The 22827-nt window shown below is 44.4% G+C and carries 19 protein-coding genes and 1 riboswitch; of the genes, 11 read left to right on the top strand and 8 right to left on the bottom strand.

Translation table 11 applies throughout. From position 1 onward, the window contains the following. Positions 1–111: 111 nt before the first annotated feature. Positions 112–3222 (bottom strand): efflux RND transporter permease subunit, encoded by a 3111-nt coding sequence (locus AVL57_RS03440; RefSeq protein ID WP_057793884.1) that lies wholly within the window; start codon positions 3220–3222, stop codon positions 112–114. A 3-nt stretch (positions 3223–3225) separates the two neighbouring features. Then, positions 3226–4287, bottom strand: coding sequence for an efflux RND transporter periplasmic adaptor subunit (locus AVL57_RS03435; RefSeq protein WP_057793886.1), 1062 nt, complete (start codon positions 4285–4287; stop codon positions 3226–3228). Positions 4288–4432: 145 nt separating this feature from the next. On the opposite strand from AVL57_RS03435, the gene AVL57_RS03430 reads away from it, so the two are divergent. The 5 genes from AVL57_RS03430 (at position 4433) to AVL57_RS03410 (ending at position 8789) form a co-directional block, all read left to right on the top strand. After that, the gene (locus AVL57_RS03430; protein WP_057793888.1) at positions 4433–4954 is read left to right on the top strand and encodes an NUDIX hydrolase; all 522 of its coding nucleotides are present in this window, start codon (positions 4433–4435) and stop codon (positions 4952–4954) included. Between the two features lie 116 nt (positions 4955–5070). Next, a complete protein-coding gene (locus AVL57_RS03425) occupies positions 5071–5838 on the top strand; it encodes a class II aldolase/adducin family protein (protein ID WP_057793890.1) in 768 nt (255 codons plus the stop codon). 66 nt (positions 5839–5904) lie between these two features. Further along, positions 5905–7089 carry a mandelate racemase/muconate lactonizing enzyme family protein gene (locus tag AVL57_RS03420; RefSeq protein ID WP_057793892.1) on the top strand — a complete coding sequence of 395 codons (1185 nt, stop codon included), beginning with the start codon at positions 5905–5907 and terminating at the stop codon, positions 7087–7089. Positions 7090–7152: 63 nt separating this feature from the next. Next, positions 7153–8439: a hypothetical protein gene (locus AVL57_RS03415; RefSeq protein WP_057793894.1), complete on the top strand. Its 1287-nt coding sequence runs from the start codon at positions 7153–7155 to the stop codon at positions 8437–8439. After that, positions 8436–8789, top strand: a complete 354-nt coding sequence (locus tag AVL57_RS03410) for a hypothetical protein (protein ID WP_057793896.1) — start codon at positions 8436–8438, stop codon at positions 8787–8789. The genes AVL57_RS03415 and AVL57_RS03410 overlap by 4 nt, the downstream gene beginning before the upstream one ends. A 96-nt stretch (positions 8790–8885) precedes the next feature. Here the strand turns inward: AVL57_RS03410 and AVL57_RS03405 are convergent, their stop codons facing one another. Together AVL57_RS03405 and AVL57_RS03400 are read right to left on the bottom strand one after the other, a co-directional pair. Continuing rightward, positions 8886–9755, bottom strand: a complete 870-nt coding sequence (locus AVL57_RS03405) for an amidohydrolase family protein (RefSeq protein WP_057793898.1) — start codon at positions 9753–9755, stop codon at positions 8886–8888. Next, on the bottom strand, positions 9752–10501 hold the full coding sequence (locus AVL57_RS03400) for an SDR family NAD(P)-dependent oxidoreductase (RefSeq protein ID WP_057793900.1): 750 nt from the start codon (positions 10499–10501) through the stop codon (positions 9752–9754). The genes AVL57_RS03405 and AVL57_RS03400 overlap by 4 nt, the downstream gene beginning before the upstream one ends. Before the next feature lie 244 nt (positions 10502–10745). Here AVL57_RS03400 and AVL57_RS03395 point away from each other — a divergent pair, with 244 nt between their 5' ends. Next, positions 10746–12506, top strand: a complete 1761-nt coding sequence (locus tag AVL57_RS03395; RefSeq protein ID WP_057793902.1) for an acyl-CoA dehydrogenase family protein — start codon at positions 10746–10748, stop codon at positions 12504–12506. 88 nt (positions 12507–12594) lie between these two features. On the opposite strand, the gene AVL57_RS03390 is transcribed toward AVL57_RS03395, so the two are convergent. Then, positions 12595–13128 carry a DUF3016 domain-containing protein gene (locus AVL57_RS03390; RefSeq protein ID WP_057793904.1) on the bottom strand — a complete coding sequence of 178 codons (534 nt, stop codon included), beginning with the start codon at positions 13126–13128 and terminating at the stop codon, positions 12595–12597. 288 nt (positions 13129–13416) lie between these two features. Beyond that, positions 13417–13782: a hypothetical protein gene (locus AVL57_RS03385; RefSeq protein ID WP_057793906.1), complete on the bottom strand. Its 366-nt coding sequence runs from the start codon at positions 13780–13782 to the stop codon at positions 13417–13419. 320 nt (positions 13783–14102) lie between these two features. Between AVL57_RS03385 and ccoG the strand changes: the two genes are divergently transcribed. From ccoG to AVL57_RS03360, 5 genes are all read left to right on the top strand, one after another. Next, positions 14103–15536, top strand: coding sequence for a cytochrome c oxidase accessory protein CcoG (gene ccoG / locus AVL57_RS03380; protein ID WP_057793913.1), 1434 nt, complete (start codon positions 14103–14105; stop codon positions 15534–15536). Further along, positions 15533–16504, top strand: a complete 972-nt coding sequence (locus AVL57_RS03375) for a serine/threonine protein kinase (RefSeq protein WP_057793914.1) — start codon at positions 15533–15535, stop codon at positions 16502–16504. Before ccoG ends, AVL57_RS03375 begins: the two co-directional genes overlap by 4 nt. 44 nt (positions 16505–16548) lie before the next feature. Then, positions 16549–16764: riboswitch (cobalamin riboswitch) on the top strand. 52 nt (positions 16765–16816) lie between these two features. After that, entirely contained in the window at positions 16817–18745 is a 1929-nt protein-coding gene (locus AVL57_RS03370; protein ID WP_057793916.1) for a TonB-dependent receptor plug domain-containing protein, read from the top strand. Positions 18746–18942: 197 nt separating this feature from the next. Beyond that, the gene (locus AVL57_RS03365; protein WP_057793918.1) at positions 18943–19575 is read left to right on the top strand and encodes a thiol:disulfide interchange protein DsbA/DsbL; all 633 of its coding nucleotides are present in this window, start codon (positions 18943–18945) and stop codon (positions 19573–19575) included. Positions 19576–19695: 120 nt separating this feature from the next. Next, a complete protein-coding gene (locus tag AVL57_RS03360) occupies positions 19696–20298 on the top strand; it encodes an HD domain-containing protein (protein WP_057793920.1) in 603 nt (200 codons plus the stop codon). A gap of 200 nt (positions 20299–20498) precedes the next feature. Here the strand turns inward: AVL57_RS03360 and AVL57_RS03355 are convergent, their stop codons facing one another. Beyond that, positions 20499–21674 (bottom strand): alginate export family protein, encoded by a 1176-nt coding sequence (locus tag AVL57_RS03355; protein ID WP_057796359.1) that lies wholly within the window; start codon positions 21672–21674, stop codon positions 20499–20501. 274 nt (positions 21675–21948) lie between these two features. After that, a complete protein-coding gene (locus AVL57_RS03350; protein ID WP_057793922.1) occupies positions 21949–22815 on the bottom strand; it encodes an ABC transporter ATP-binding protein in 867 nt (288 codons plus the stop codon). Positions 22816–22827 lie beyond the last annotated feature (12 nt).

Here is a 22827-nt window from a genome sequence, read left to right as displayed (position 1 = left end):
CCTTAATACCGAACGACTTTTTGAACTTTTTAGTGCTTATTGGTCAAGCACTGAGAATAAGCGTATGGAATAAGCGTTAAAAAACACGCTCTTGCCCTTATTAACAGAGGTCTAATTTTCCTCGCCTTTACGGTAGGGAATGTCAACTTCTAGGCGTTCTATTTCAGTACTTCTTTGCTGTGGCGATCCGGTATTTCGGGCTAGCCAACTGTAAGCGGTAGGCACTACATATAAGGTCATGAAAGCTGAAACCAGCACACCTGCCGCGATAACCATACCAATTACCATGCGACTTTCCGCACCAGGCCCAGAGGCAAACACTAAGGGCAAAGAACTAAATACCGTAGTAAAACCAGTCATAACGATTGGGCGAAGACGCTGAGCAGCGGCGCGACGTAAGGCATCTTCGAAGTTCATACCTGCATCTCGAAGTTGATTAGCAAACTCTACGATCAAAATACCGTTTTTCGCAGCAAGGCCAATCAGCATAACCAGCCCTATTTGGCTGTAAATATTAAGTGTCATACCGGCAAAGAATAAGCCGATAAAAGCACCTACCAGCGCCAGCGGTACGGTTAACATGATGACTAACGGATGCACCCAGCTTTCAAATTGCGCCGCTAGAATCAGGTAGGTAACCGCTAACGCCAGCATAAATACGTAGACGAAGGAATTCCCTTGTTCTTGATAAAGCTGTGACTCGCCTTTGTAGTCAATTGACACATTGTCCGGTAACTCTGTGCGTACGATATTTTCAAGGTAAGCTAAGCCTTCTCCTAACGTATAATCGCCGGCAAGGTTTGCTGAAATGGTGACAGCTCGCATGCGGTTATAGCGATTTAAGCGAGACGACGTCGCCTGCTCTTCGAAGGTAAGCAAGTTGTCCATGGGAATAAGCTCGCCGCTTCTTGAAGAGCGAACATAAAGATTATCGATACTATTTGGGCTTCTAAAATCAGCCTCTATACCCTCAATAATCACATCGTACTCTTCGCCTCTATCTAAGAATGTAGATACCGTACGTTGCCCTAGCATCACTTCTAAGGTACGTCCGATATCACTAATAGACACCCCCAGATCAGCGGCTCTGTCTCTGTCGATATTGACCAGAAGCTGAGGTGATGTTTCTTTATAGTCAGAATCAATACGAACTAAGTTTCTATTTTCTGATGCCTTTTCAATTAGAGTGTCACGCCATTCCACTAAGTTCTCGTAGGTATCACCTTGCAAGACGAATTGCACTGGGCGGCCGAAACCTGCTCCTGAAATACCACTTCGCATAATGGCAAACGCTCTCACATCAGGTACGGCATCAAGCTTTGCACTTATTTCATCCATCAATGTGAAAGTACTAAAATCCCTTTCATCCCAATCAGCAGAACCAATAATCGCCATACCCGCATTATTGCCAAACCCGGGTGTACGTACCAGTAACCTGCCTATTTCACCGCTTTCACGATATGGCATTAGGATATCTTCGATAAGTTTTAGGTTAGCCGCATTACTTTCGAAACTAGCTCCTTCTTGCGAATTCATTAAAATATAAAAATTACCGCGATCTTCTTTTGGTACAAATTCGCTGGGTAGTTTCTCCGAAATCTGCACTAACGCCACCACTGAAACAATCAGTAGTAGCACCATGATAAACGGCTGGTGAATAGTACTTCCCAAACTTTTAAAATAACGATTTTCTAGCGCATGAAAACGCTTATCCATCCAAGCGCCAAATCCTGCTGAACGAGTACGCTTTTTCAGAATTTTCGAGGCCATCATGGGCGATAGGGTTAATGCGGTGAAACTTGAAAACGCCACAGCAGCAGCAATGGCCAGAGCAAACTCAGTAAACAAACGCCCAACATTCCCTTCAAGAAACACCAAGGGTACAAACACAGAAATCAGTACCAAAGTAGTTGCAATAACTGCAAAGCCAACCTCTCTAGCACCTCGATAAGCGGCTAATATGGGCGGCTCACCCATTTCTATACGCCGGGAAATATTCTCAAGTACCACGATGGCGTCATCTACCACCAGCCCAATTGCCAACACCATGGCAAGTAAGGTAAGTAGGTTGATAGAGAAGCCTAATGCGTACATCACAATAAATGCAGCTACCAAAGACACGGGTACGGTGACCGCAGGAATCAGTGTGGCGCGTACATTGCCCAAGAAAAGGTAAATAACAATCACCACCATAAGCATCGCTATGGCAAGGGTTTCATAAACTTCGTTAATCGATGCTTCAATAAATACTGAAGAGTCATAACTGGGCACAATAAAAATATTGTCCGGCAAGGTTTCTTCAATTTTTCTGATTTGCGCTTTTGCTGAGCGAGCAACATCTAAGGTGTTGGCTTTTGACTGCTTTATAATGCCCAAACCAATCATGTTAACGCCGTCACCTCTAAACTCAGTTTCGTCGTCCTCAGCCGCTAATTCCACGTTCGCAATTTCTCCTAAGCGAACCAGGTATCCATCCTCTCCTACTGCTACAGTTAACGCCGCAAAATCTTCCGGCGATAAGAACGTACGCGCTACACGCACTTCAAAGTTTCTATCTAGCGACTCAACTTCACCGGCAGGAAGTTCAACGTTTTCAGAACTAATAACACTTTCAACATCGCTTACAGTAATACCGCGTGCAGCCATTGCGTTTCTATCAAGAAACACTTTCATGGCGTAGCGGCGGCCACCACCAATTTGCACCCGAGCAACCCCATCGGCAACAGACAAACGGTCAACCAAGAAGCGTTCTGCGTAGTCGGTAAGCTCCATGGTATTAAGATTGGTACTGCGTAAGTTGTACCAAACGATAGCGCTTTGATCGGAATCGGCCTTTGAAACTTCTGGGGGATCTGCCTGATCAGGCAGGTTATTTAACGCCCTACTCACTCGCTCTCGCACATCGTTGGCGGCAGCGTCGATATCTCGAGATAATTTAAATTCTATGGTGATATCAGAACGTCCATTGGTGGACGTTGAGGTAATATTTTTAATCCCCTCAATACCCGAAATTCGGTCTTCGAGTAATTGAGTAATGCGAGTTTCAACAATATTGGCCGATGCGCCCGTGTATTTGGTTGAAACCGACACAATAGGCGGGTCAATGTCTGGGTATTCACGAAGGGCCAGCATGGAAATGGCGACCACGCCAAATATAATCAACAGCAGGTTAATAACCGTTGCAAATACCGGCCTTTTTACTGAAATGTCAGATAACAACATGGCTTAACCCTCGTTGTTACGGTTAAGAACGTTAACAGCAGACTGGTCGCGTACTCTAAGCGTGCCTTCTGTTATCACTTCATCACCAGCTTTAAGGCCTGACACAATTTGAACGATACCGGGACGGCGTTCGCCAATCACCACTTCACGCTGATGGGCAACGTTATCTTCTACCACATACACATATTGAATATCTTGCACTGGCACTAAGGCTTTCTCAGGGAGAATAAGCGTATCAAGCACACGTTTTTCAACCACGATAGTGAGTAACATACCCGGTCTTAATCGTTGGTCTTTGTTATCGATAATGGCACGTACGCTAATAGCGCGGCTGATGGGATCTAATCGGGTATCAATATGCGTGATTTCACCGCTAAAAGTTTCACCGGGGTAAGCCACTGATGTAGCCGAAACCTTCTGACCTTTGGCTACACTGGCCAATTGGTTTTCAGCAATACTGAAATCAACTTTTACTACGCTAATATCATCAAGGGTGGTAATAACACCAGCGGGCTGCACTAATGAGCCAATACTGACTTGTCGTGCGCCCAGTACGCCTGAAAATGGCGCGCGAATTTGTAAATCATCAACCTGTGCTTCAGCGATGTCTAATTGAGCTTCTAGTCCTTTTACCCGGGCTTGTTGTTCGTCAAGCAGTTGTTCTGATGCCGCGCTAGACTCACGTAAGTTAAAAATACGGGTGTATTGGCGCTTTGCTTCATCAATATTGGCGCGCAATTCAGCAACCCGAGCCAACTCTTCATTGTTGTTTAGCTGAATAAGCACTTGCCCAGCTTTCACACTATCGCCATCTTCGAAGTTAACTGAGCGTACGGTTTCGGTAACTTGCGCAGTGACCGCTATCGATTCATTTGCTCTGGCAGTGCCGAGGGCTTCAATGGTTATCGCCATTGCGCCTTGCTCTACCAATATGGTTTTCACTGTTGTGGCTAAAGGCCCGCCTTTTTTCACTTCTTCTTCTGCAGGCAAGTTTAAATAGACAACCACCGCCGCTAACAATAAAGCCCCTATTAGTAATGGAGATAGTAATTTGCGTGAAGACATAACCTTTCCTATTGGTAAATATACACCACGTGATAAAGTAACCAAGTTGGTGCATTAACGAGATTCAGGGTCGCGTTCAAACCAAAACCTTTATCTACGTTTTTATTATTATTAATTTTTTCTGAATAGTATTTTACCCAAACTAATGAGTATCAATTTTCGCTTATCATCCATTTTGGTAGTTTTAACGCTTTTTGGATGTACAAAGACGGTGCCTGAAGCGCCTTTTTGCCGAAGCACGAATAACGATGAGCATACTCAAAGTGCCGCGGCATGCATCATTAAGGTGCAAAGCAAAGCGCTTTTGATTAAACATCGTCTTTCAAATCGTTTAGATTTTCCCGGTGGCGGAAAAAAAGATGGCGAATCATTAGTTTGCGCAGCCCACCGTGAAACATGGGAAGAAACAGGTTTCAATGTCGAGGTCGGTGAAAAATTGGCCGTTACACAAAACGGTCTAGCGCTATTTGAGTGTACATTAAACGCTGGGGTAGAACACTTACCAGATGTATTTGATGCGCCGCCATGGGCAAAACTAGAAGTGATTGAATTAGTACAAGCCGATCCCTTTTTACTCACTCATATCGAACTTCGCTTTCCTGATGATCTAATTGCGTTTCGCGATAGCTTTAATAAAATTAAGCACCGCCAGTCCCAACAAGAATAATGTGTGAGTAGTTGTGCCAATGCTCTTGCTTTGGTAATTTGACTACCCGCTGTTATCAGAAGGCATTATGCCATCATTATCTTCATGTTTAGCCTACGATATTTAGGAGACAGGCCGTGAATTCATTAGCTCCTCTTAGCCTTAAAGGCAAAGTATCTGAAATAGAATGGCAAACCCGCGTCGATTTAGCTGCATGCTATCGACTGGTTGCTGATATGCGTTGGGGCGACCTTATCTATACGCATATTTCGGCTAAAGTCCCCGGTACCGACCATTACTTAGTTAACGCCTTTGGTTTAGGGTTTGACGAAGTGACAGCGTCTAACCTTGTCAAAGTAGACCTTGAAGGTAACATTCTTGATGACTCACCTTATCAAATAAACCCAGCCGGATTTACTATCCATAGTGCCATTCACGAAGTTCGTCACGATGCACTCTGTGTTATTCATTTGCACACTCTCGCCACCATTTCAGTGGCATCGGTAAAAGGCGGTTTAAAGCCTTGGAGCCAGTATTCTTTATTTTCACTTCCCTCGCTGTCTTACCATAGTTACGAAGGCTTGGCAGTGAACGACAGTGAAAAGAAAAGCCTACAAGATGATTTGGGCGATACCAATCATATGCTATTGCCTAATCATGGAGGGCTAACAGTAGGCCCCACCGTTGGCGATGCGTTCATGCGCTTTTATGATTTACAAAGGGCCTGTGAAATTCAGCTGGCACTCATGCAGTCGAATGAAGAGATTATTGATATACCACAGCCTATTATCGACGGTATTTATCAGCAAGCCAGCGTAGTTCACAGTGGTGAAACCGGCGGCCAGAAAGCCTGGCCCGCTATGCTAAGAAAAGCCTATAAGCTTGACCCTGGTTTTTGTGAATAACCCCTTTAAAGCGTCGTTGCCAGTACCGCTAGCAGCGACTACAAACAGACAATAGAGAAACAATAAATGAAAGTAACCAAAGTAGAAATATTCGATATTGAGTGCCCCAAACGCCCGGCATGGAACCCTGTTTTTGTGCGAGTGTATACGGATGAAGGCATTGTCGGTGTGGGTGAAGCGGGCTTAGCTTATGATTGGGGTCATAGTGCTGCAGCGCACATGATAAAAGAAATTGCCGAAGCCATGTTAATTGGCTTCAACCCATTTCACACAGAGCTATTGTGGTCGCGTATGCTACGTGAAGGTTTTTGGGGCTTAGGTGGCGGACCTGTTATTTATGCAGCAATGAGTGCCATTGATACTGCACTTTGGGACATTAAAGGCAGAGCCCTAGGCTTGCCGGTGTACGAACTATTGGGCGGAAAAACCAATGGCAAACTACGCAGCTATGCTAGCCAATTGCAGTTCGACTGGGATAAAGAAGTCACCAAGCTTAACGACCCAGCAGACTATGCTCGTGCTACCGAAAAAGCATTAAAAGACGGCTACGATGCGGTAAAAGTTGACCCTATTGTTTACGATAAAGATGGCGTGACACATTTCGATCGCACTAAACTTTTCTCTAAGCCAGAATTAAAATTATTTAAAGCTCGCTTACAAGCTATACGCGACACCATGGGTGAAGACGGCGATATTATTTTTGAATGTCACAGCTTGTTAGGGGCATCTACCGCCATACAGCTTGGCGACATTGTCGAAGAAATTGGCTGCTTGTATTACGAAGAGCCTGTGAATTACCTAAATTCAAAACTACACGATAAAGTGGCTAAAAATGTAAACGTACCGATTGCTGGTGGTGAACGCTTATATCATCGCTGGGACGTGCGCCCTTATTTAGAAGACCAATCTATCGATGTACTGCAGCCTGACGTAGGCTTGTGTGGCGGGTTTACTGAAGCGAAAAAAGTTTGTGATTACGCCGACATTTACGATGTGCGCATTCAAGCCCATGTATGTGGCGGACCTGTGGCGACAGCAGCCAGTTTGCACTTAGAAACCGCAATACCTAACTTCTTAATTCACGAACATCACACTTACGCCATTAAAGACTGGAATCGTGAGCTTTGTTTACAAGACCCACAGCCTGTAAATGGCTTTATTGAAGCGCCAGACACTCCTGGATTAGGTATCGATTTAAATGACGAGATTGTTTACCGCTCGCCTCATATGACAGTAACAGAGCTTAAATAACGAAGCGCTTAGATTGGGGCAATGATTCTTTTGCCCCGCCTGTTTTCAAGGATAAGAAGAAGTATGTCAGCCTCGGCTTCCCCATCGGCTTTTTTGTGCCCACCGCCCGTCTCTATTGTTACGTATACGCCTATCGCGTTAACCCGTAAATTCAGTGCGCTTACGCCGTCTTTAACCAGCAAAGTTGAAGAAGTCATGCACAGCCAAGATTGGGTACTAAATCAAGAAAGTAAACTGGACATGGGCTATGTATCTACCGATTCTGACTTATTAAGCCCCATGTTTACCCCATTGGTAAAACTTGAAGTCGATCATGAAAGTCCAGCTTTTCAACATGCATTTTCAACCCTAGAAGAAATAGGCCTTAAGCTTCAAGGTTTAAATTTACGCTTATATCAAACAGGCATTGCTACCTTACAAGCGACATTGGCACCCTCATCTCAGGAACAACTCACTCTATGTTGGCAAAAGATTGAAAACAGAGATATTGAACAACGTCTGTCTTTAATTTTACAAGCGGCAGGAGGTGTAATGGTTAACTTGCTAAACACCACTTTCGATACACTGAGCAAGCGTTGTAAGTTATTGACCTCTGAACTCACCGACAGTGACGCGGTATTGTGGACCGGACGTTGTTATATTACTCGCGTTCCAGAATCTGCCGCAGAAGCCAAACAGGCGTTCTCAATTATTCATGAATGTCCGCCTAGCAACTACGAGAACGATGAGGCTTTCTTTCGTTCGGGAAATTGCCTATTTTTAAACAATGATATTTCACTGTCGTTGGATAACCGGAGGGTTCTGTTTTTGCTTCAGCATTACAATGCGATGTTGTATGCCTATCAACAATCGATGAGCAACGCCTACCATCAGCTGCAATCGCTTAAAGCTCTGTCGTCGGGGCGGCGCAGAAAAGCCCTTGAAAAGTTGATCCAGCGCATGGTTTCAATTAGAACCCTAGAGTATATTCGATTGGAGTTTTGTGATTCGCTTCGAGGACTTCAAGGAAGTCGAAAGCCACTCGCGAACGCACTCATAGATGCATGGGAAATTAATGCCGTAGAAGAGAGTTTACTTGATAGGGCGGCCTATATTAATAACGCCATATCAAGTTACGAGAACCAACTTAATCGTGCTATAAATAAATCGATTGAAGTGATACTCATGCTAATTGGGGGTATTTCTTTGGTGGATATTACCAACAACTTTGTTGCCGCATCACAATCTGTGAAGCATGATTCAACGTGGGGTATCTACGATATATTCTCGCTAATGTCATCTGAAAATACGGTTAACCTAGCCTTAATAGCGGTGCTGTTAATGGCCTTACTATTTGCGAAGAACAAATGAATAAGCGCACAAAATTTACCATTATATTGACACCAGGCACACACGCTTACGAACCAGTGAAAGAAGCGTTAAACGAATATTTATCGACCTATTATGGTGGATGCACGCACATTGATTGTGAAGGGACTTGGCGCGAAGATGCTTGCGAATTCAAACCTCGTTACGACGCTAATTTAATTACCGAGAAGTCACTATGTGTGTGGTGCGCGGTAATGCCAGATAAAGCAGAGCGCTTTGTGGATGAGCTTCGAGCCTTCCTCACTATATTGAAAAAGCAGCAAAACGCAGACTTTAGCTTTATTCATATTGAAAGCCAGACAGTGGCGGCCCACCATCAACTTATAGACTAAAAAGCGGTGTAAAGGTGCAAGCCTTTGGGTGCCCGCTCTTGGGTGCAAGCTAGCGGCGTAGCACTATCGCTTAAAATAATGGCTGACATTAGTCGTTTATATATCTAGGCCATACCAACGGGCGGTATTGTTTGCCAACAGGCCGCATTTCTCGTCAAAGGTAAACTGCGCCAGCATTTTTTCATATTGCAGCCAAAGCGCTTGATAACTGTGGCGCCAGTTAGAAAGTGGGAAATTACTTGCTAACATTACTCGCGACACGCCAAATATAGCTACCGTTTCCACGACCACATTTTGCGCACTGCGCCAATGCCAGTCTCTGCACTGCATTTCCCACCCTGAGAGTTTTACTGCCACCCGAGGACACTGTGCGAGTACTTTCATATTAATTCGCCACTGCTTAATGTAGGTAGCGGTAACAGCAGAGCCTAACAGCGATGAACCTGCGTGATTAATAATGACTGAAAGTGCGGGTAATGCCTCTAATAACCTTAATAAGGCACTTACCGCTTTGCCGTCGCCCACATCCAGTTGGGCATCGAAAGACAATCCATATTCACTACTAAGCTTAAGCGCGTGCTTTGTTTTAGGGTGGGTTAATATAAAGCTGGCTTGTTCATCTAATATATGGCGAAGCCCCGCTACTGAAGAAAACCCAGCCAATGTTTGAATATCAGACAGGGCCCGTTCACTACATAAATCGATACTAGCAACGCTTTTAAAAGGTAGTTGGGCTCGTTGTTCTAGATACCGGATTTCACGCCAAGGACGTTCATTGTCGAACCCTGCTTCAACATGCACGTATCCCGCAAGCGTGTGACCGCTAGAAAGTGTTAAGCTTCTTTCATCACACGACAACGCAATGGCTTGCTTATCTTGCCAATACGGCGGATTTTGCGGCTTAAGCCAGTGGTAATCCCCCGCCTCAAGGGCAAAAAAATGTAGATGACCATCAACAATATTCACTTGGCGGTATAACCGCCGTCAACAGCGTGTAAGCTTCCGGTAATAAAGGTCGCTTTATCACTGCAAAGAAAATACACCAGTTCAGATACATCTTCGGGTTGGCCAATACGCCCAATAGGTTGCTCAGCGGCCTCTTGGGCCACAACTGCGATTTTATCGGCCCCTGATGCTGCCACATATTTATCTATAGCGTGGTGAAACAAGGGGGTTTCAATCGTACCGGGGCATACCGCGTTAGCTCTAATATTAAAGGGGGCATAATCCAGTGCCGTGGTTTTAGCCATAGACGCTAAGGCTGACTTTGTTAAACCATAGGCAAAAGAGTTCTGTTTACCGACAAAACACTGATCGGAACCCATCACCACAATAGCCCCACTTTTTTGTGCTTTCATGGTAGGTAGTGACGCTTTAATTGCGCCATATGCGCCTTTAATATTTAGGCTCATTATCTTATCGAGTAATGCTTCATCGGTATCTTCAATGGTTGCCGACACGTGCATGCCTGCATTACACACTAACGCATCTATACGACCATATTTTACGGCAATATTATCGATAGTATGTCGCACTTGTTCCACGTTACTGACATCACAAGCCACCCATTCAGCGTTAGTTGGTGTGTCGTCAAAATCTCTTACATCTAGGTTTATTACTCGGTAGTCATTTTCACTAAAGGTATTACAAACCGCTAAGCCTATACCTAAACTTCCGCCAGTAACGACACAAACTGATTGCCCGTGGTTCATGAGTACTCTACTTCTTAATACATGGAATTAACTATAGTTATAGGATGACAGCGAGCTATTGAAAAGCAAGCGTAGCCAAAGATTATGATGGCCTGTGATTTAAATTTAAAGGCATTGAACAGTTGTTGTGCAAATTCAGTGATATTATTTTTCATTAACTTTCCCTTAACGGACTACTCTGTCTATGCTTTTTGTGTCTATAATGTGGCAAAATTAAAACACTTGTTTGAAAAGGGAGTCTTCTATGCCTCTGTACCACGCCCCTACTACCGATTTTCAGTTCTTACTTAAGGACTGGTTAGGCCTAGATGCCCACTATGAAAAATTGGGTATCAGCGATTTTGACAGCGAACTGGCCAACGAGATCATTGCGCAAGGCGCTAAATTCGCTATTGATGTTGTAGCACCATTAAACCGTGAAGGTGATGAAGAAGGCTGTAAGCTAGAAAACGGAAAAGTCACCACACCGAAAGGCTTTGCCGACGCTTATCAAGAGTACGTAGCAAATGGCTGGAACGCCATGTTAGGTACGGCAGAATATGATGGACAGGAACTTCCTTACACCATGGCAGTGCCTGTACATGAAATGCTAAATGCCGCAAACCTAAGTTGGCGTTTAACAACAATGCTGACAGAAAGTGCCACTTTGGCAGTCACTAAACATGCTAGCAAGGAATTGAAAGACAAGTATCTCGCTAAACTCATCAGCGGTGAGTGGACAGGTACGATGAACTTAACCGAACCTCATGCAGGTACCGACCTTAGCTTGCTCAGCACTAAGGCTGAACCGCAAGGTGACGGAAGCTATAAAGTAACAGGTAATAAAATCTTTATTACTGCTGGCGATCAAGACTGGAGCAGCAATGTTATTCACTTGGTACTCGCTCGCTTGCCAGATGCGCCAAAAGGTGTAAAAGGCATTAGCTTGTTTTTAGTGCCTAAATTAATGCTTGATGAAAATAACGAGCCAAGCACTGCAAACTCTTTATCTGTGGGCAGCATTGAACACAAGATGGGTATTAAAGCGAGCCCAACCTGTGTGATGAACTTTGATGACGCGACAGGCTGGTTAGTGGGTGAAGAAAACCAAGGCTTAGCCTGCATGTTCACCATGATGAACGACGCGCGCTTCCAAGTGGGTTTACAAGGCTTAGGCGCTGCCGAAGCCTCTTACCAAGGTGCGTTAACGTATGCCCGTGAGCGCGTTCAATCTCGTGCGCCTCAAGGTATTCAGAATCCTGATGGCAAAGCCGATCCTATTGTATTTCAGCCTGATGTAGCCCGCATGCTACTTACGCAAAAATCACAAATTGAAGGTAGCCGCGCACTGTCTTTGCTATACGCAAAGTTCATGGATATCGAAAAATTAGGCACTGACGAAGAAAAAGAAAATGCAGATAAAGTGCTGCAGTTTCTTACGCCAATCTGCAAAGCCTACATGACAGATATGGGCCTTGAAACTACCAGCATTGGGGTGCAAGTTTTTGGTGGTCATGGATTTATCCGTGAGTGGGGCATGGAGCAATTGATGCGTGATGTTCGTATCGCCATGTTGTATGAAGGCACCAACGGTATTCAGGCATTAGATTTAATTGGTCGTAAGTTAACCCGTGATGGCGGGCAAATGATGGAAGCCACTTACCAAGCTTTTGCTGAGCTAGTTGCTGATATTAGCGATGCTGAAAGTAAAGGGCTAGCGCAGGGCTTACTTGACGATTGGCGCGCATCATCAGCTGACTGTCTAGGTATGGATGGCACTACAGCAGCTGCGGCAGCAGCAGATTATTTAGCCTATTCTGCCTACTCGCTAATTGGTGTGCTGTGGTACAGCATGGCAGATAAAGCGGCGAGTACCGACAACGCTGTGCTAGCTTCTTCTAAGCAGAAGACCCGTGATTTCTACATGCAACGTATATTGCCTCGTCGCAATGCGCACAAGCAAGCATACTCAGCAGGCTACGAAAGCACGCTGGCCGTATCCGGCAGTGAGTTTGATTACATTTAATCAAGCAAGTTAAACTAAAAAACCGCCTGTATAGGCGGTTTTTTTATTCATATTGATACAATACATAACAGCTGGTAGCTAAACGTAACTACTTATTAGCAACCAGACTTTCTGCAAACGTATCGTTAAACCAATCTTCAATCATGTTCTTTTCGTAAACCAGATTATCGCTGGGTAACCTACGATTAACGGTATTCATGAACATCATATCTTTAATCTTAACCTCTTCGCTTTTAAGCACTGTGCTGTCACCGCCTGTAAGTACATATGAGAATGACATTCTAGGAATGTCTATTTCTTTAATGATCCTGACATCGGTAGCAGACTGCCCCATACCAACAAAAGATGCAGGCCAAACCTGACCGGCTAAATCTAAATCAGTGACGGTAATTGACAGCTTCTGATCTTCGGGAAGTTTTTCTGCGAGTTCAGTAAAAAACTCATCGAGCTCTTTAAAAGTGCGTTCTCTAAAGCGAGTTCGAGATTCATTCGATGGCTTAACATCTCGGTAAGACTTTGGTTCTTCCCAGGTTACATCTACCTGTGCTGCTTGCAATACACCAGATAAACCCACGCTGGCGAGCAAGAGCGCAGATAAACTCGTTAACTTAGCTATTTTCATGTAACCCCCTACCTCATTTCTAAAAACCCGGTATTAGTCAGCGACAAAAAACTGAGTAAGCGGGTAACGGCGCTTAGTGAAGCATGGCTTCAACTTATAGCAATGTTACTACTTTTATCACAACTATATGCTCAATAATAGCACAGGTAGCTGAACGTAAAGTGAACGACTTTATCTATATACAGGGTAACAGTATGGAAAGATTAGTAGGCATAACGGAAGAAACAAAAGAAAAACTAAGATAAGAAACAGCAGCTTTAGCGCCAATTATTTATCGGGCTCCAGTAGCTATTTATCGGGCTCCAGTAGCGTAGATTGCTCTATCATTGCGCACAACTGCTGGCGCTTGCCGCGGCTAAAATTAGGGTTTATATCGGTGGTTTCGCAATAAGCGATATGAAAGCGCATGACCGTTGAACGACTTGCCAGAATTCTTCGAAGGTAGTTTGCTTCGAATTCTTTTAAGGGCGCAAGCTGCGCCGCCGCCTGATCTCTCAACGCATCCAGCTCTCTTTGTTCAGGTAACTCAGAAATAGAAGTAAACCAACCTGAAACGGTACTTTGTATATCTGAAAAAAAGTACTGAACAAAAGGCGATCGTAGCACTATCACCAATAATACAATTTCAGCACAGATTACAAAGAAACGAAGCATTTAAAATTATTCCACTACTATACTTAATTCAAACAACGCAGCTATCGTTAGTTATTTTCAACAAAAATTTTCGTCAAAAAAATCAAAAGGATAATTACTTGTATAATTTTCATTCGGTATTAAAACTATTATCGCCATAGTAGTCAACTAGCATTAAGTAAAGATAGATTGATAAAATATAATTTCTGAACTTTCAGTATTGACTGAAAGATAAATAAAGATGATCATTAGCCCTATCATTGATCTATGTTAAACACGCTGAATTTTCAGCTGTTATAATGCGCCGCGCAATACAAGAAGTTGGCTAAGGTTTTGAAAAAATGAACGAACAAATTCCAGTTAAAAACGTTACTCCAGTTAAGGTGCACAAACCCGCATCAACCACTGAAGGGAAGCGATACGACTCGCGTAGTCGTATTTATGTTCGTGCGGTTAAAGGCCCTCTTGAAACATTCAGACGTTTTTTCGGTTTGTTTTTTCTCGCCATCTTCGCCGCTATTCCTTGGATAAGATTTAATGGCCAGCAGGCAGTGCTACTCGATATTGTAGAGCAGCGCTTTTCTATCTTTGGGTTAACGTTATGGCCGCAAGATTTAACCTTGCTTGCCTATATCTTCATCGTGGGCGCATTCGCGCTGTTTTTCGTGACGACCTTTGCAGGTAGGGTGTGGTGCGGCTTCATGTGCCCTCAAACTACTTGGGTATATATCTACACTTGGTTTGAAGAGAAGATAGAAGGCCCTAGAAATAAACGTATTAAGCTAGACGCACGAAACATGGATGCGGATAAGTTTATTCGCAAAACCCTCAAACATACGGCTTGGGTGGCGGTTGCCCTACTTACCGCACTCACCTTTGTGGGGTATTTCACCCCAATCGGCGCGCTCTTTATTGACTTTTTCACCTTTAATACAGGTTTCTGGGCCGCGTTTTCTGTGGTCTTTTTTGCAGTGTGTACATATGCCAATGCGGGTTACATGCGAGAAATTATGTGTACTCATATTTGTCCTTATGCCCGTTTCCAATCGGCCATGTTCGACAAAGACACCTTTACTGTCTCTTACGATGCTAAACGAGGCGAACAGCGAGGCCCTCGCCCTCGTAAACTTAGCCATGAACAGGTACACGAAAAAGGCTTAGGCGACTGTATTGACTGTAACCTCTGTGTGCAGGTTTGCCCCACCGGCATCGATATTCGAAACGGTTTGCAATATGAGTGCATTAACTGCGGTGCGTGTGTAGATGCCTGTAACGGTGTAATGGATAAAATGGGTTATCCCAAAGGGCTTATAAGCTTCACGTCGGAAGAAGAGCTGGCGGGGGGTAAAACACACATCGTGCGACCTAAGCTGATTGGCTACCTCATCGTGCTTATTGTCATGACAGGGTTATTGGTTGCTGATATTGTGACCCGGGTTCCTCTTGAAATTGATATTATTCGCGATCGTAACTCATTATATCGTGAAACAAATGAAGGGTTAATTGAGAACGTTTATACCGTTAAAGTATTGAACAAATCTCAGCAAACTCATACCTATACCATTTCGGTACAAGGGCTGCCTGAATACACCTTTATTGGCAACAAAGAAGTGACTGTGCAAGGTGGTGAGGTTTATAGCACACCGATTTCGGTTGCAACCGACCCGTATAATCTGGAAGATGTGGTAACAGACATTCAATTCACCGTTACCACTACCACCGATTCAGGTGAAAACGTTACGGTTAATGAGCCAACCAAATTCCTTTATCGATGAAAGACTTTTCGTTTTCTGGATTAGATCCAGACACTATATTAGATGCCCTGGAAACTCAGGGCATTTTTCTTCAAAGCGGCTTACTTGCTCTCAATAGTTATGAGAACCGGGTTTACCAATTTCAAGCCGATGATAACAAACGTTACGTGGTTAAGTTTTATCGCCCTGCCCGTTGGACAGACGCGCAAATCTTGGAAGAACATAACTTTGCCCAAGAACTTGCCAATAGCGAAATTCCGGTTGTTGCGCCCTTAGCGCTAAACGGAAAAACCCTTCACCACCATGGCGATTATCGCTTTACGGTTTTCCCCTCGGTAGGCGGGCGCCAGTTTGAGAACGATAATTTAGACCAGCTTGAATGGATGGGCCGCTTTATTGGCCGTATTCACCGCGTATCTCAAGCGAAAACCTTTAAACAACGCCCCGATATCGATACGCAAAGCTATTTAGATGAACCTAGACAAGTTTTAGAAAATAGCACCTTGCTTCCCGATCATCTAAAAACAGCATTTTTTGCTATTTTGAACCCCGTGATAACCGCGGCTTCTTCGGCTTATAAAACCACCGACGTTATTCGATTGCACGGCGATTGCCATCCAGGAAATATTCTATGGCGTGATGGCCCTACTTTTGTTGATTTAGATGATTGTCGGATGGGCCCTGCTATCCAAGATTTATGGATGATGTTAAGTGGCGACAGACAGCAACAACTATTACAACTTGATACGCTAATTGAAGCCTATGAAGAATTCCAGCCATTTAATACTAATCAGCTTGCGCTAATAGAACCCCTACGCGCCATGCGAATGGTACACTATATGGCATGGCTGTCTCGCCGCTGGGAAGATCCAGCCTTCCCTCGCGCCTTCCCATGGTTTGCCGACGATAAATACTGGGAAGGTCAAATTCTTGCGTTAAAGGAACAACTTTCTGCCATGCAGGAACCGCCTCTAAAACTCGGGTATTAGCTGGCAAAACCTGAACACACTCGCTATTTATTAGGCACTTAAGCTATACTCCTTCGCGCTTAGGTGCCCATCTATGGGTTAAACGGGAAATCAGTGAAATCTGATGCTGCCCCCGCAACGGTAAACTCAGTGTGAACACACACATTCTCCTTATTACGCCACTGTGTCATCGCTATTAATGGCGCGACATGGGAAGGCAGAGAAACCATACACAGTATTGGTGAGTGAGCCCGGATACCGGCCTAGCTTCACGGCAGTTATTCTGCTTACATTCACCCTTGTACTCGGGCGGAGTACATAGCGAGAAATACAATGAAATTTCAAACACATTTTACCTGCACTGCAGTTTACGCTGCCGTGGCTACACTGCTTTCTGCACCTGTTTTAGCGCAAACTCCTGAAACAATAGAAACACTCACCGTTACTGGCACCCGTTTACCTGTACAAATAGCTAAGCTGCCTGCATCGTTAAGCGTATTAACCGAGCAAGATATTCAAGCCTCAGGCGCAGTACAACTTACCGATTTAATTCGCGGCCTACCTGGCGTAAGCCTTTCCCAATCAGGTAGCCCAGGCGGCCTTACCGAAGTTCGTGTTCGAGGCAGCGAAAGTAACCACTTACTCGTGCTTATTGATGGCGTAGTGTCTAACGATATTGGCCAAGGAAGCTTGATAGACTTGGCCCACTTAACCTCGGCGAACGTGGCACGTATAGAGCTACTACGTGGCCCGCAAAGTGCCTTATGGGGCAGTGGTGCAATTGGTGGCGTATTGAGTATCACCACCAAAGCCGGTGAAGGAGCCAGTGCAAAACCTAGCGTTAATTTAACTGCTGGAATCGGCACACAAGGTACTTACCAAGGCAGCATTAATGCCGCCACCCAAAATGGCGATGTGGCTGTGCGCACCTATGCCAGTTACCTAAAAACAGATGGCGATAACATTTCGCGGGTGGGTAATGAAGATGACGGTTATGACAACATGACCGCAGGCATCAACGTTGATTACGCATTGGCTGATGCACACACATTAAGTGCTAAATTTCGCAGCACCCAATACGAAAATGATTACGATGGTACTGATTATGTAACGACTGGCCTGCCAGCTGATGCCGACAATGTGACTGATGGTAGCCAACTTAGTACTAAACTAGCTTGGCGCTACGCGCCAGATGCATCGGCCTATGCGTCTACCGTGTCTTTCGATTACCGAAAAGACGACAATGACAATACCACATCAGGTGCCGATGCAGGTGGCACCACGGGTGAGCGCTTAGCCCTAAATTGGACAAGTTTTTACAACTTTGATAACTGGCAAGTAGCGGGTGGTGCTGAATACTTACAACGTTTGTTTGAACAACGTGGCCCTATTGTATTTGGCGATCCGAATCAAAAGCAGCACGACAATACGACCAGCTTATTTGGTGAGGCCACTGGAGATATCGTAGATAATGTCTTCGCAACGTTGAGCGCACGGTTCGACAACAACAGTGAATTTGATGACGCCGTTAGTTATCGCGCGGGCCTAACATGGCAAGTATCAAAAACCTATGCGCTATTTTCAAGCTACGGCAAGGCGATTAAAACCCCAACCTTCACTGAACGATTTGGCTTTTTCCCCGACAGCTTTATTGGCAACCCCGACTTAATCCCTGAAGAGAGTGAAGAATGGGAAGTTGGCGTAAAAGCGAATTGGAATTCGGTGACCGCACAGGTGAGTGCTTATAGTGCCCAACTTGAAGACGAAATTAATGGCTTCGCTTATGACGCCACCCAAGGCGTGTACACCGCTGCCAATGTAGATGGTGAAAGTAGCCGTGATGGCGCAGACGTTGAAGTAAATTGGCTTAGCGATTTAGCGAAGGTGTCGGCGTCTTATAGTTATTTAGAAGCTGACCAAACCAGTTTTGCAATTGCCAGCACAGAGCTTCGCCGTGCACGTCATCAAGGCGCATTATCGGTATTGTCTGATTTAGGTACCGAGAAATTTAGCCTTTATGCAAAACTGGCCTACACTGGAACCCATTACGATACTTACTTCCCCCCCTACCCTGCTAGTTCAGAGACCTTGGGGCTGTCAGCTTATACCCTAGCGTCAGTTAACCTTGGCTACCAAGTTTCTGAAAAGTGGGCGCTATCATTAAAAGTGAATAACCTTTTTGATACTGACTACGAGGATATCGTGGGCTATGCAGGACAAGAACGACGTGCATTGCTATCGGTGAGCTACAGCCACCAGTAACACCTATTCCGTCACTTTTTAGACTCAAATAGTGACACTTTATTCGCTTCTTCTTTACGAAGAAGCGAAACTTCCCCCTCAGATATCATCCATTCGTTGCATTTTTCCGCTCGCTTGTCGCGTAAACTAGTGCCCAATAAAAGCCTGTGGTAACCTCAGCATTGATAGATAGATTTGAAATCAAAGGATTCAATTACATGAAGAAGTTTGCAGTATTGTTTGTAATGGCAATGCTTTTGCCATTGACCGCATGTGCCCAAGAAGGTACAGCTAAATGGAAAGAAGGTACCCACTACACGGTATTAGATGAAGAAGCGACTAAAAAGCCAGTAATCACAGAATACTTCTCTTTCTGGTGCCCACATTGCTTCCAATTTGAGCCAATCGTAAAACAAATTAAAGAGAAGAAAGGCGAGAACACTAAGTTTGAGAAAGTGCATGTTAACTTTATGCGCTTTACCGGCCCTGACGTTCAAGATGCCGCAACGCATGCCATGTTAATTGCCCGTGCAATGAAACAAGAAGATGCAATGAATACAGCTATCTTCAACTACATTCATAAGCAACGCGCAACCATTACCAACCTTAAAGATTTGCGTAACATTTTTGTGGTAAACGGTGTTGATGGCGCTGAGTTTGATAAGTTAGCCACCAGCTTTGGTGTAAACAACATGATTCGTAAGAACCAGCAGCTTATCGACAAGAACCGAGACTACCTTTCAGGCGTACCAAGCTTCGTCATTAACGGTAAATATCAGCCTAAGTTTACTGCTGAAATGACCTTTGACGATATTGCTGATTTGATTGTTTGGTTATCTGAGCAAAAGTAATTTCCAAAATTATTGAAATAGGCTTCAACATGCCTATTTCAGTACAGACTTAAATGGGCCGTAGCGGTTATCGCTAAGGCCCATTTTCATTTTTAATACGTAAAAAAGCAGGAGCGATTCATGTCGTTTTTACCGGAAGATTTCAGTGCCTTTATTTGCGAATTAGACAAACTAAAAAGTGTTAAGCGCCAAATAACCTTGCCTTGTGATGGCGATCGTCAGGAAAATTCTGCCGAGCACAGTTGGCACGTTGCGCTTATGGCCAGTACCTTGGCACATTATTCCGAGAAACCTATTGATGTCTCTCGGGTTATTCGTATGATTTTAATTCATGATGTAGTCGAAATTGATGCAGGCGATTTGTTTGCTTTCAACGAGGCCTCGGAACACGATGCGCAAGCACAAAAAGAGCTCGATGCTGCAAAGCGTATTTTTGGCTTACTGCCCCGTTCTTTTGCCGATGAATTACTGTCATTATGGGTAGAGTTTGAAGAAGCAAAGACCCCTGATGCCGAGTTTGCCAAGGCGATGGACCGAGTGCTTCCTGTGTTTCAAAACATGCAAAACCAAGGTGGTAGTTGGAATAAACATGCTGTTACCAGAGATAAGATAGAAAAGCGTAACTTACACTTGAAGCATTGTGCGCCTAAGTTATGGGATTACGTAACGCGTCAATTAGATACCGCGGTACAGAACAAGTGGCTGCTTCCAGCAAAAAGCTAAAGCGGTTAAACGCTCCGACCTTCGCGCTCATAAGCAACAAAAAAGGTGCCAGAGAATCTGTTCTCTAGCACCTTTTTTATAAGTCTTTTAAATTGGCCTGTTGGTGTGTCTGTTGATAAATTTGTTTTGTCGGCCCTGCTGATGGCTTAAGATTGATGTCGCTTTTTAAAAAACCGTCATCAAAAAACCTTCGAACTCGTTTAGAAACGTGTACTTGCCCACACCCATAACTTATTGGCGTCTACTTTGATATCACCAGCCGAGTAGCTACCATACTTCACCGCAAGAGTGACCTTATCCATCACTTTAGTTACGTACTGTACGTTAATTTCGCTACCTAAATCATCCACCTCGGCTGTTGCTTCATCGGCACTAAAATCGTGATAGGCCAACAACCATTTACCACCAGCTAATTTTCCGGATAGCGAGAAAGTAACATCTTGAAGACCTTGTGCAGGTGTACCTAAGAATTGATCTGTCCAACCGTTAAATTTATGCAGAGTGGCCAGTGGCGTGGCAAAACCATATGCACCGTCGTCAGAACCTAACAACTCATAATCAATCTTAGCGGTAATGCCTGAAAAGGTAGCTGCAAGGTTTGCATTAATGTAGTTAGCATCATAGTCGGTAGCGGTTTCACCAGAGCCTGATTCACTACTTTGCGTAGCAAATTCAGCGCCGTATGCCCAATTCACTGTCTCACCTTTCATACTGCCGTTATAGCGAATACCATAGGTATCAAGCGCATTATCGGTGTCATTATCAATTTCTAATAAATAACCATAAGCGGTGAATTTTCCTACCGCGGTTTTGAAACTCGCGTTGAACAAATGATCTTTTGAATCAAAATCAGCGGCTTCTGCAAAAATTCGATTTCGCTGTGTAAGGTACCCATAAAAGAAATTCACTTTCTCGTTAAACGCATAGGTAGCAGTAACACCATCGAAGGTCTGCCTATCTTGGCGCCATCCCACATGTCCAACGAACCTGTGATTGTCGAGGGCAATCACTTGTCTGCCCCCTTTAAGTGTTAACTTTTCATTCTTGTACTGAATGAAGGCTTGATCTACTTCTGTGGTTTCAGGATCTGCAATCACTGAATACTCACCAACGTTATAGCCTGTAGGGCCTACTGTATAATCGCCTTGCCCCATAACAATGCGGCTATCTTCCACTTCTGCGGTAAAAGAAAATCCATTTAACGTACCCGATTTAAAACCTAAGCGAGTACGAAGCGTTAATGCGCTGGCGTCATCAAGCGCATTGTCTTGGTCGACTGATTCATAACGTAAGTTCAAGTCTGCCCATGCAGAAGCTTCGCTTAATACATCGTGCCAACTTTGGGCAAACGATGGCGCACTGAAACATGCCAACATGGCGCTTGTGAGTGCCGCTTTTGCGAAGCGCTTTTGTGCCGGTTTATATCTATTTGACGGTGCTTCTGTTAGCTGTGCTGATGGTTTTATATCTTGCGTATTCATGTGCGTTCCCTTGTTATTAACGATATTAACGTTTGTTGGTTAGCGTTCTTATTGACGATTTTTAGTTAAGGGGCTCCCTCCCAGTTAAAAATGGGATGAGCACCTAAGGGTTTAAATCAGTTTTAGCGACTTATGCTGTAACGCTTTAAATTAGCGTTAAACGCCTAACTCAAGCAGCGTCGGATTTACTGTTTGCTTTTTTTGCAGAACCACCTCCAGCTTGATTAGATTTGATATGGGAAGACACCGGCTCAATTTTTTTTTGCTTATCATACAAAAAGGTCAGAACTTCATGTCGATAGTGGTTGTACTGAGGGTTGTCAGCAAGCTTAAGTCTGTCTCGTGGTCTAGGCAGCTCAATATCAAGGATTTCGCCTATCGTCGCTGCAGGGCCGTTATTCATCATCACGATTCTATCGGAAAGCAACACTGCTTCGTCGACATCGTGGGTGATCATAATCACTGTATTCCCTAAATCAGCATGAATTTCCATTAAAGAGTCTTGCAGGTGCGCGCGCGTTAACGCGTCTAGTGCCCCAAAGGGCTCATCCATGAGTAAGACTTTTGGCTCCATCGCTAGTGCGCGAGCAATACCAACACGTTGCTTCATACCCCCAGATATTTCACTGGGTAATTTATCAAGAGCGTGGGTCATATGCACAAGCTCTAAATTGTGCATTATCCAATCTCGCATTTCTTTCTTAGGCTTGCCACGCATGGTGTGCTTTACCGCTAATTCCACGTTTTTATAAACGCTTAACCAAGGCAATAATGAGTGGTTCTGAAAAACAACCGCCCGTTCTGGCCCTGGTGTTTTTACTTCAGCACCATCAAGTATGACACCGCCCGTGGTGGCTTGGTGTAAACCCGCCACAATATTAAGAACGGTTGATTTACCACAGCCCGAGTGACCGATTAATGAGACAAACTCACCTTTCGCAATTTTAAGGTTTACATCAGTAAGTGCCGTAAACGGGCCTTTCGGTGTAGGGAAATCGATGCCTACTTGTTCTAATTCCAAGTGCTTAGCTTGCATGTTCTTTCTCCT

This window comes from Alteromonas stellipolaris (assembly GCF_001562115.1).
GTDB lineage: Bacteria > Pseudomonadota > Gammaproteobacteria > Enterobacterales > Alteromonadaceae > Alteromonas > Alteromonas stellipolaris.
This window is presented reverse-complemented; position numbering and strand designations above follow the sequence as displayed.

Coding starts and splice junctions, on each gene's coding strand:
- AVL57_RS03440 (WP_057793884.1), bottom strand. CDS start 3,222: ATGTTGTTATCTGACATTTCAGTAAAAAGGCCGGTATTTGCAACGGTT.
- AVL57_RS03435 (WP_057793886.1), bottom strand. CDS start 4,287: ATGTCTTCACGCAAATTACTATCTCCATTACTAATAGGGGCTTTATTG.
- AVL57_RS03430 (WP_057793888.1), top strand. CDS start 4,433: ATGAGTATCAATTTTCGCTTATCATCCATTTTGGTAGTTTTAACGCTT.
- AVL57_RS03420 (WP_057793892.1), top strand. CDS start 5,905: ATGAAAGTAACCAAAGTAGAAATATTCGATATTGAGTGCCCCAAACGC.
- AVL57_RS03415 (WP_057793894.1), top strand. CDS start 7,153: ATGTCAGCCTCGGCTTCCCCATCGGCTTTTTTGTGCCCACCGCCCGTC.
- AVL57_RS03410 (WP_057793896.1), top strand. CDS start 8,436: ATGAATAAGCGCACAAAATTTACCATTATATTGACACCAGGCACACAC.
- AVL57_RS03400 (WP_057793900.1), bottom strand. CDS start 10,501: ATGAACCACGGGCAATCAGTTTGTGTCGTTACTGGCGGAAGTTTAGGT.
- AVL57_RS03395 (WP_057793902.1), top strand. CDS start 10,746: ATGCCTCTGTACCACGCCCCTACTACCGATTTTCAGTTCTTACTTAAG.
- AVL57_RS03390 (WP_057793904.1), bottom strand. CDS start 13,128: ATGAAAATAGCTAAGTTAACGAGTTTATCTGCGCTCTTGCTCGCCAGC.
- AVL57_RS03385 (WP_057793906.1), bottom strand. CDS start 13,782: ATGCTTCGTTTCTTTGTAATCTGTGCTGAAATTGTATTATTGGTGATA.
- ccoG (WP_057793913.1), top strand. CDS start 14,103: ATGAACGAACAAATTCCAGTTAAAAACGTTACTCCAGTTAAGGTGCAC.
- AVL57_RS03375 (WP_057793914.1), top strand. CDS start 15,533: ATGAAAGACTTTTCGTTTTCTGGATTAGATCCAGACACTATATTAGAT.
- AVL57_RS03370 (WP_057793916.1), top strand. CDS start 16,817: ATGAAATTTCAAACACATTTTACCTGCACTGCAGTTTACGCTGCCGTG.
- AVL57_RS03365 (WP_057793918.1), top strand. CDS start 18,943: ATGAAGAAGTTTGCAGTATTGTTTGTAATGGCAATGCTTTTGCCATTG.
- AVL57_RS03360 (WP_057793920.1), top strand. CDS start 19,696: ATGTCGTTTTTACCGGAAGATTTCAGTGCCTTTATTTGCGAATTAGAC.
- AVL57_RS03355 (WP_057796359.1), bottom strand. CDS start 21,674: ATGTTGGCATGTTTCAGTGCGCCATCGTTTGCCCAAAGTTGGCACGAT.
- AVL57_RS03350 (WP_057793922.1), bottom strand. CDS start 22,815: ATGCAAGCTAAGCACTTGGAATTAGAACAAGTAGGCATCGATTTCCCT.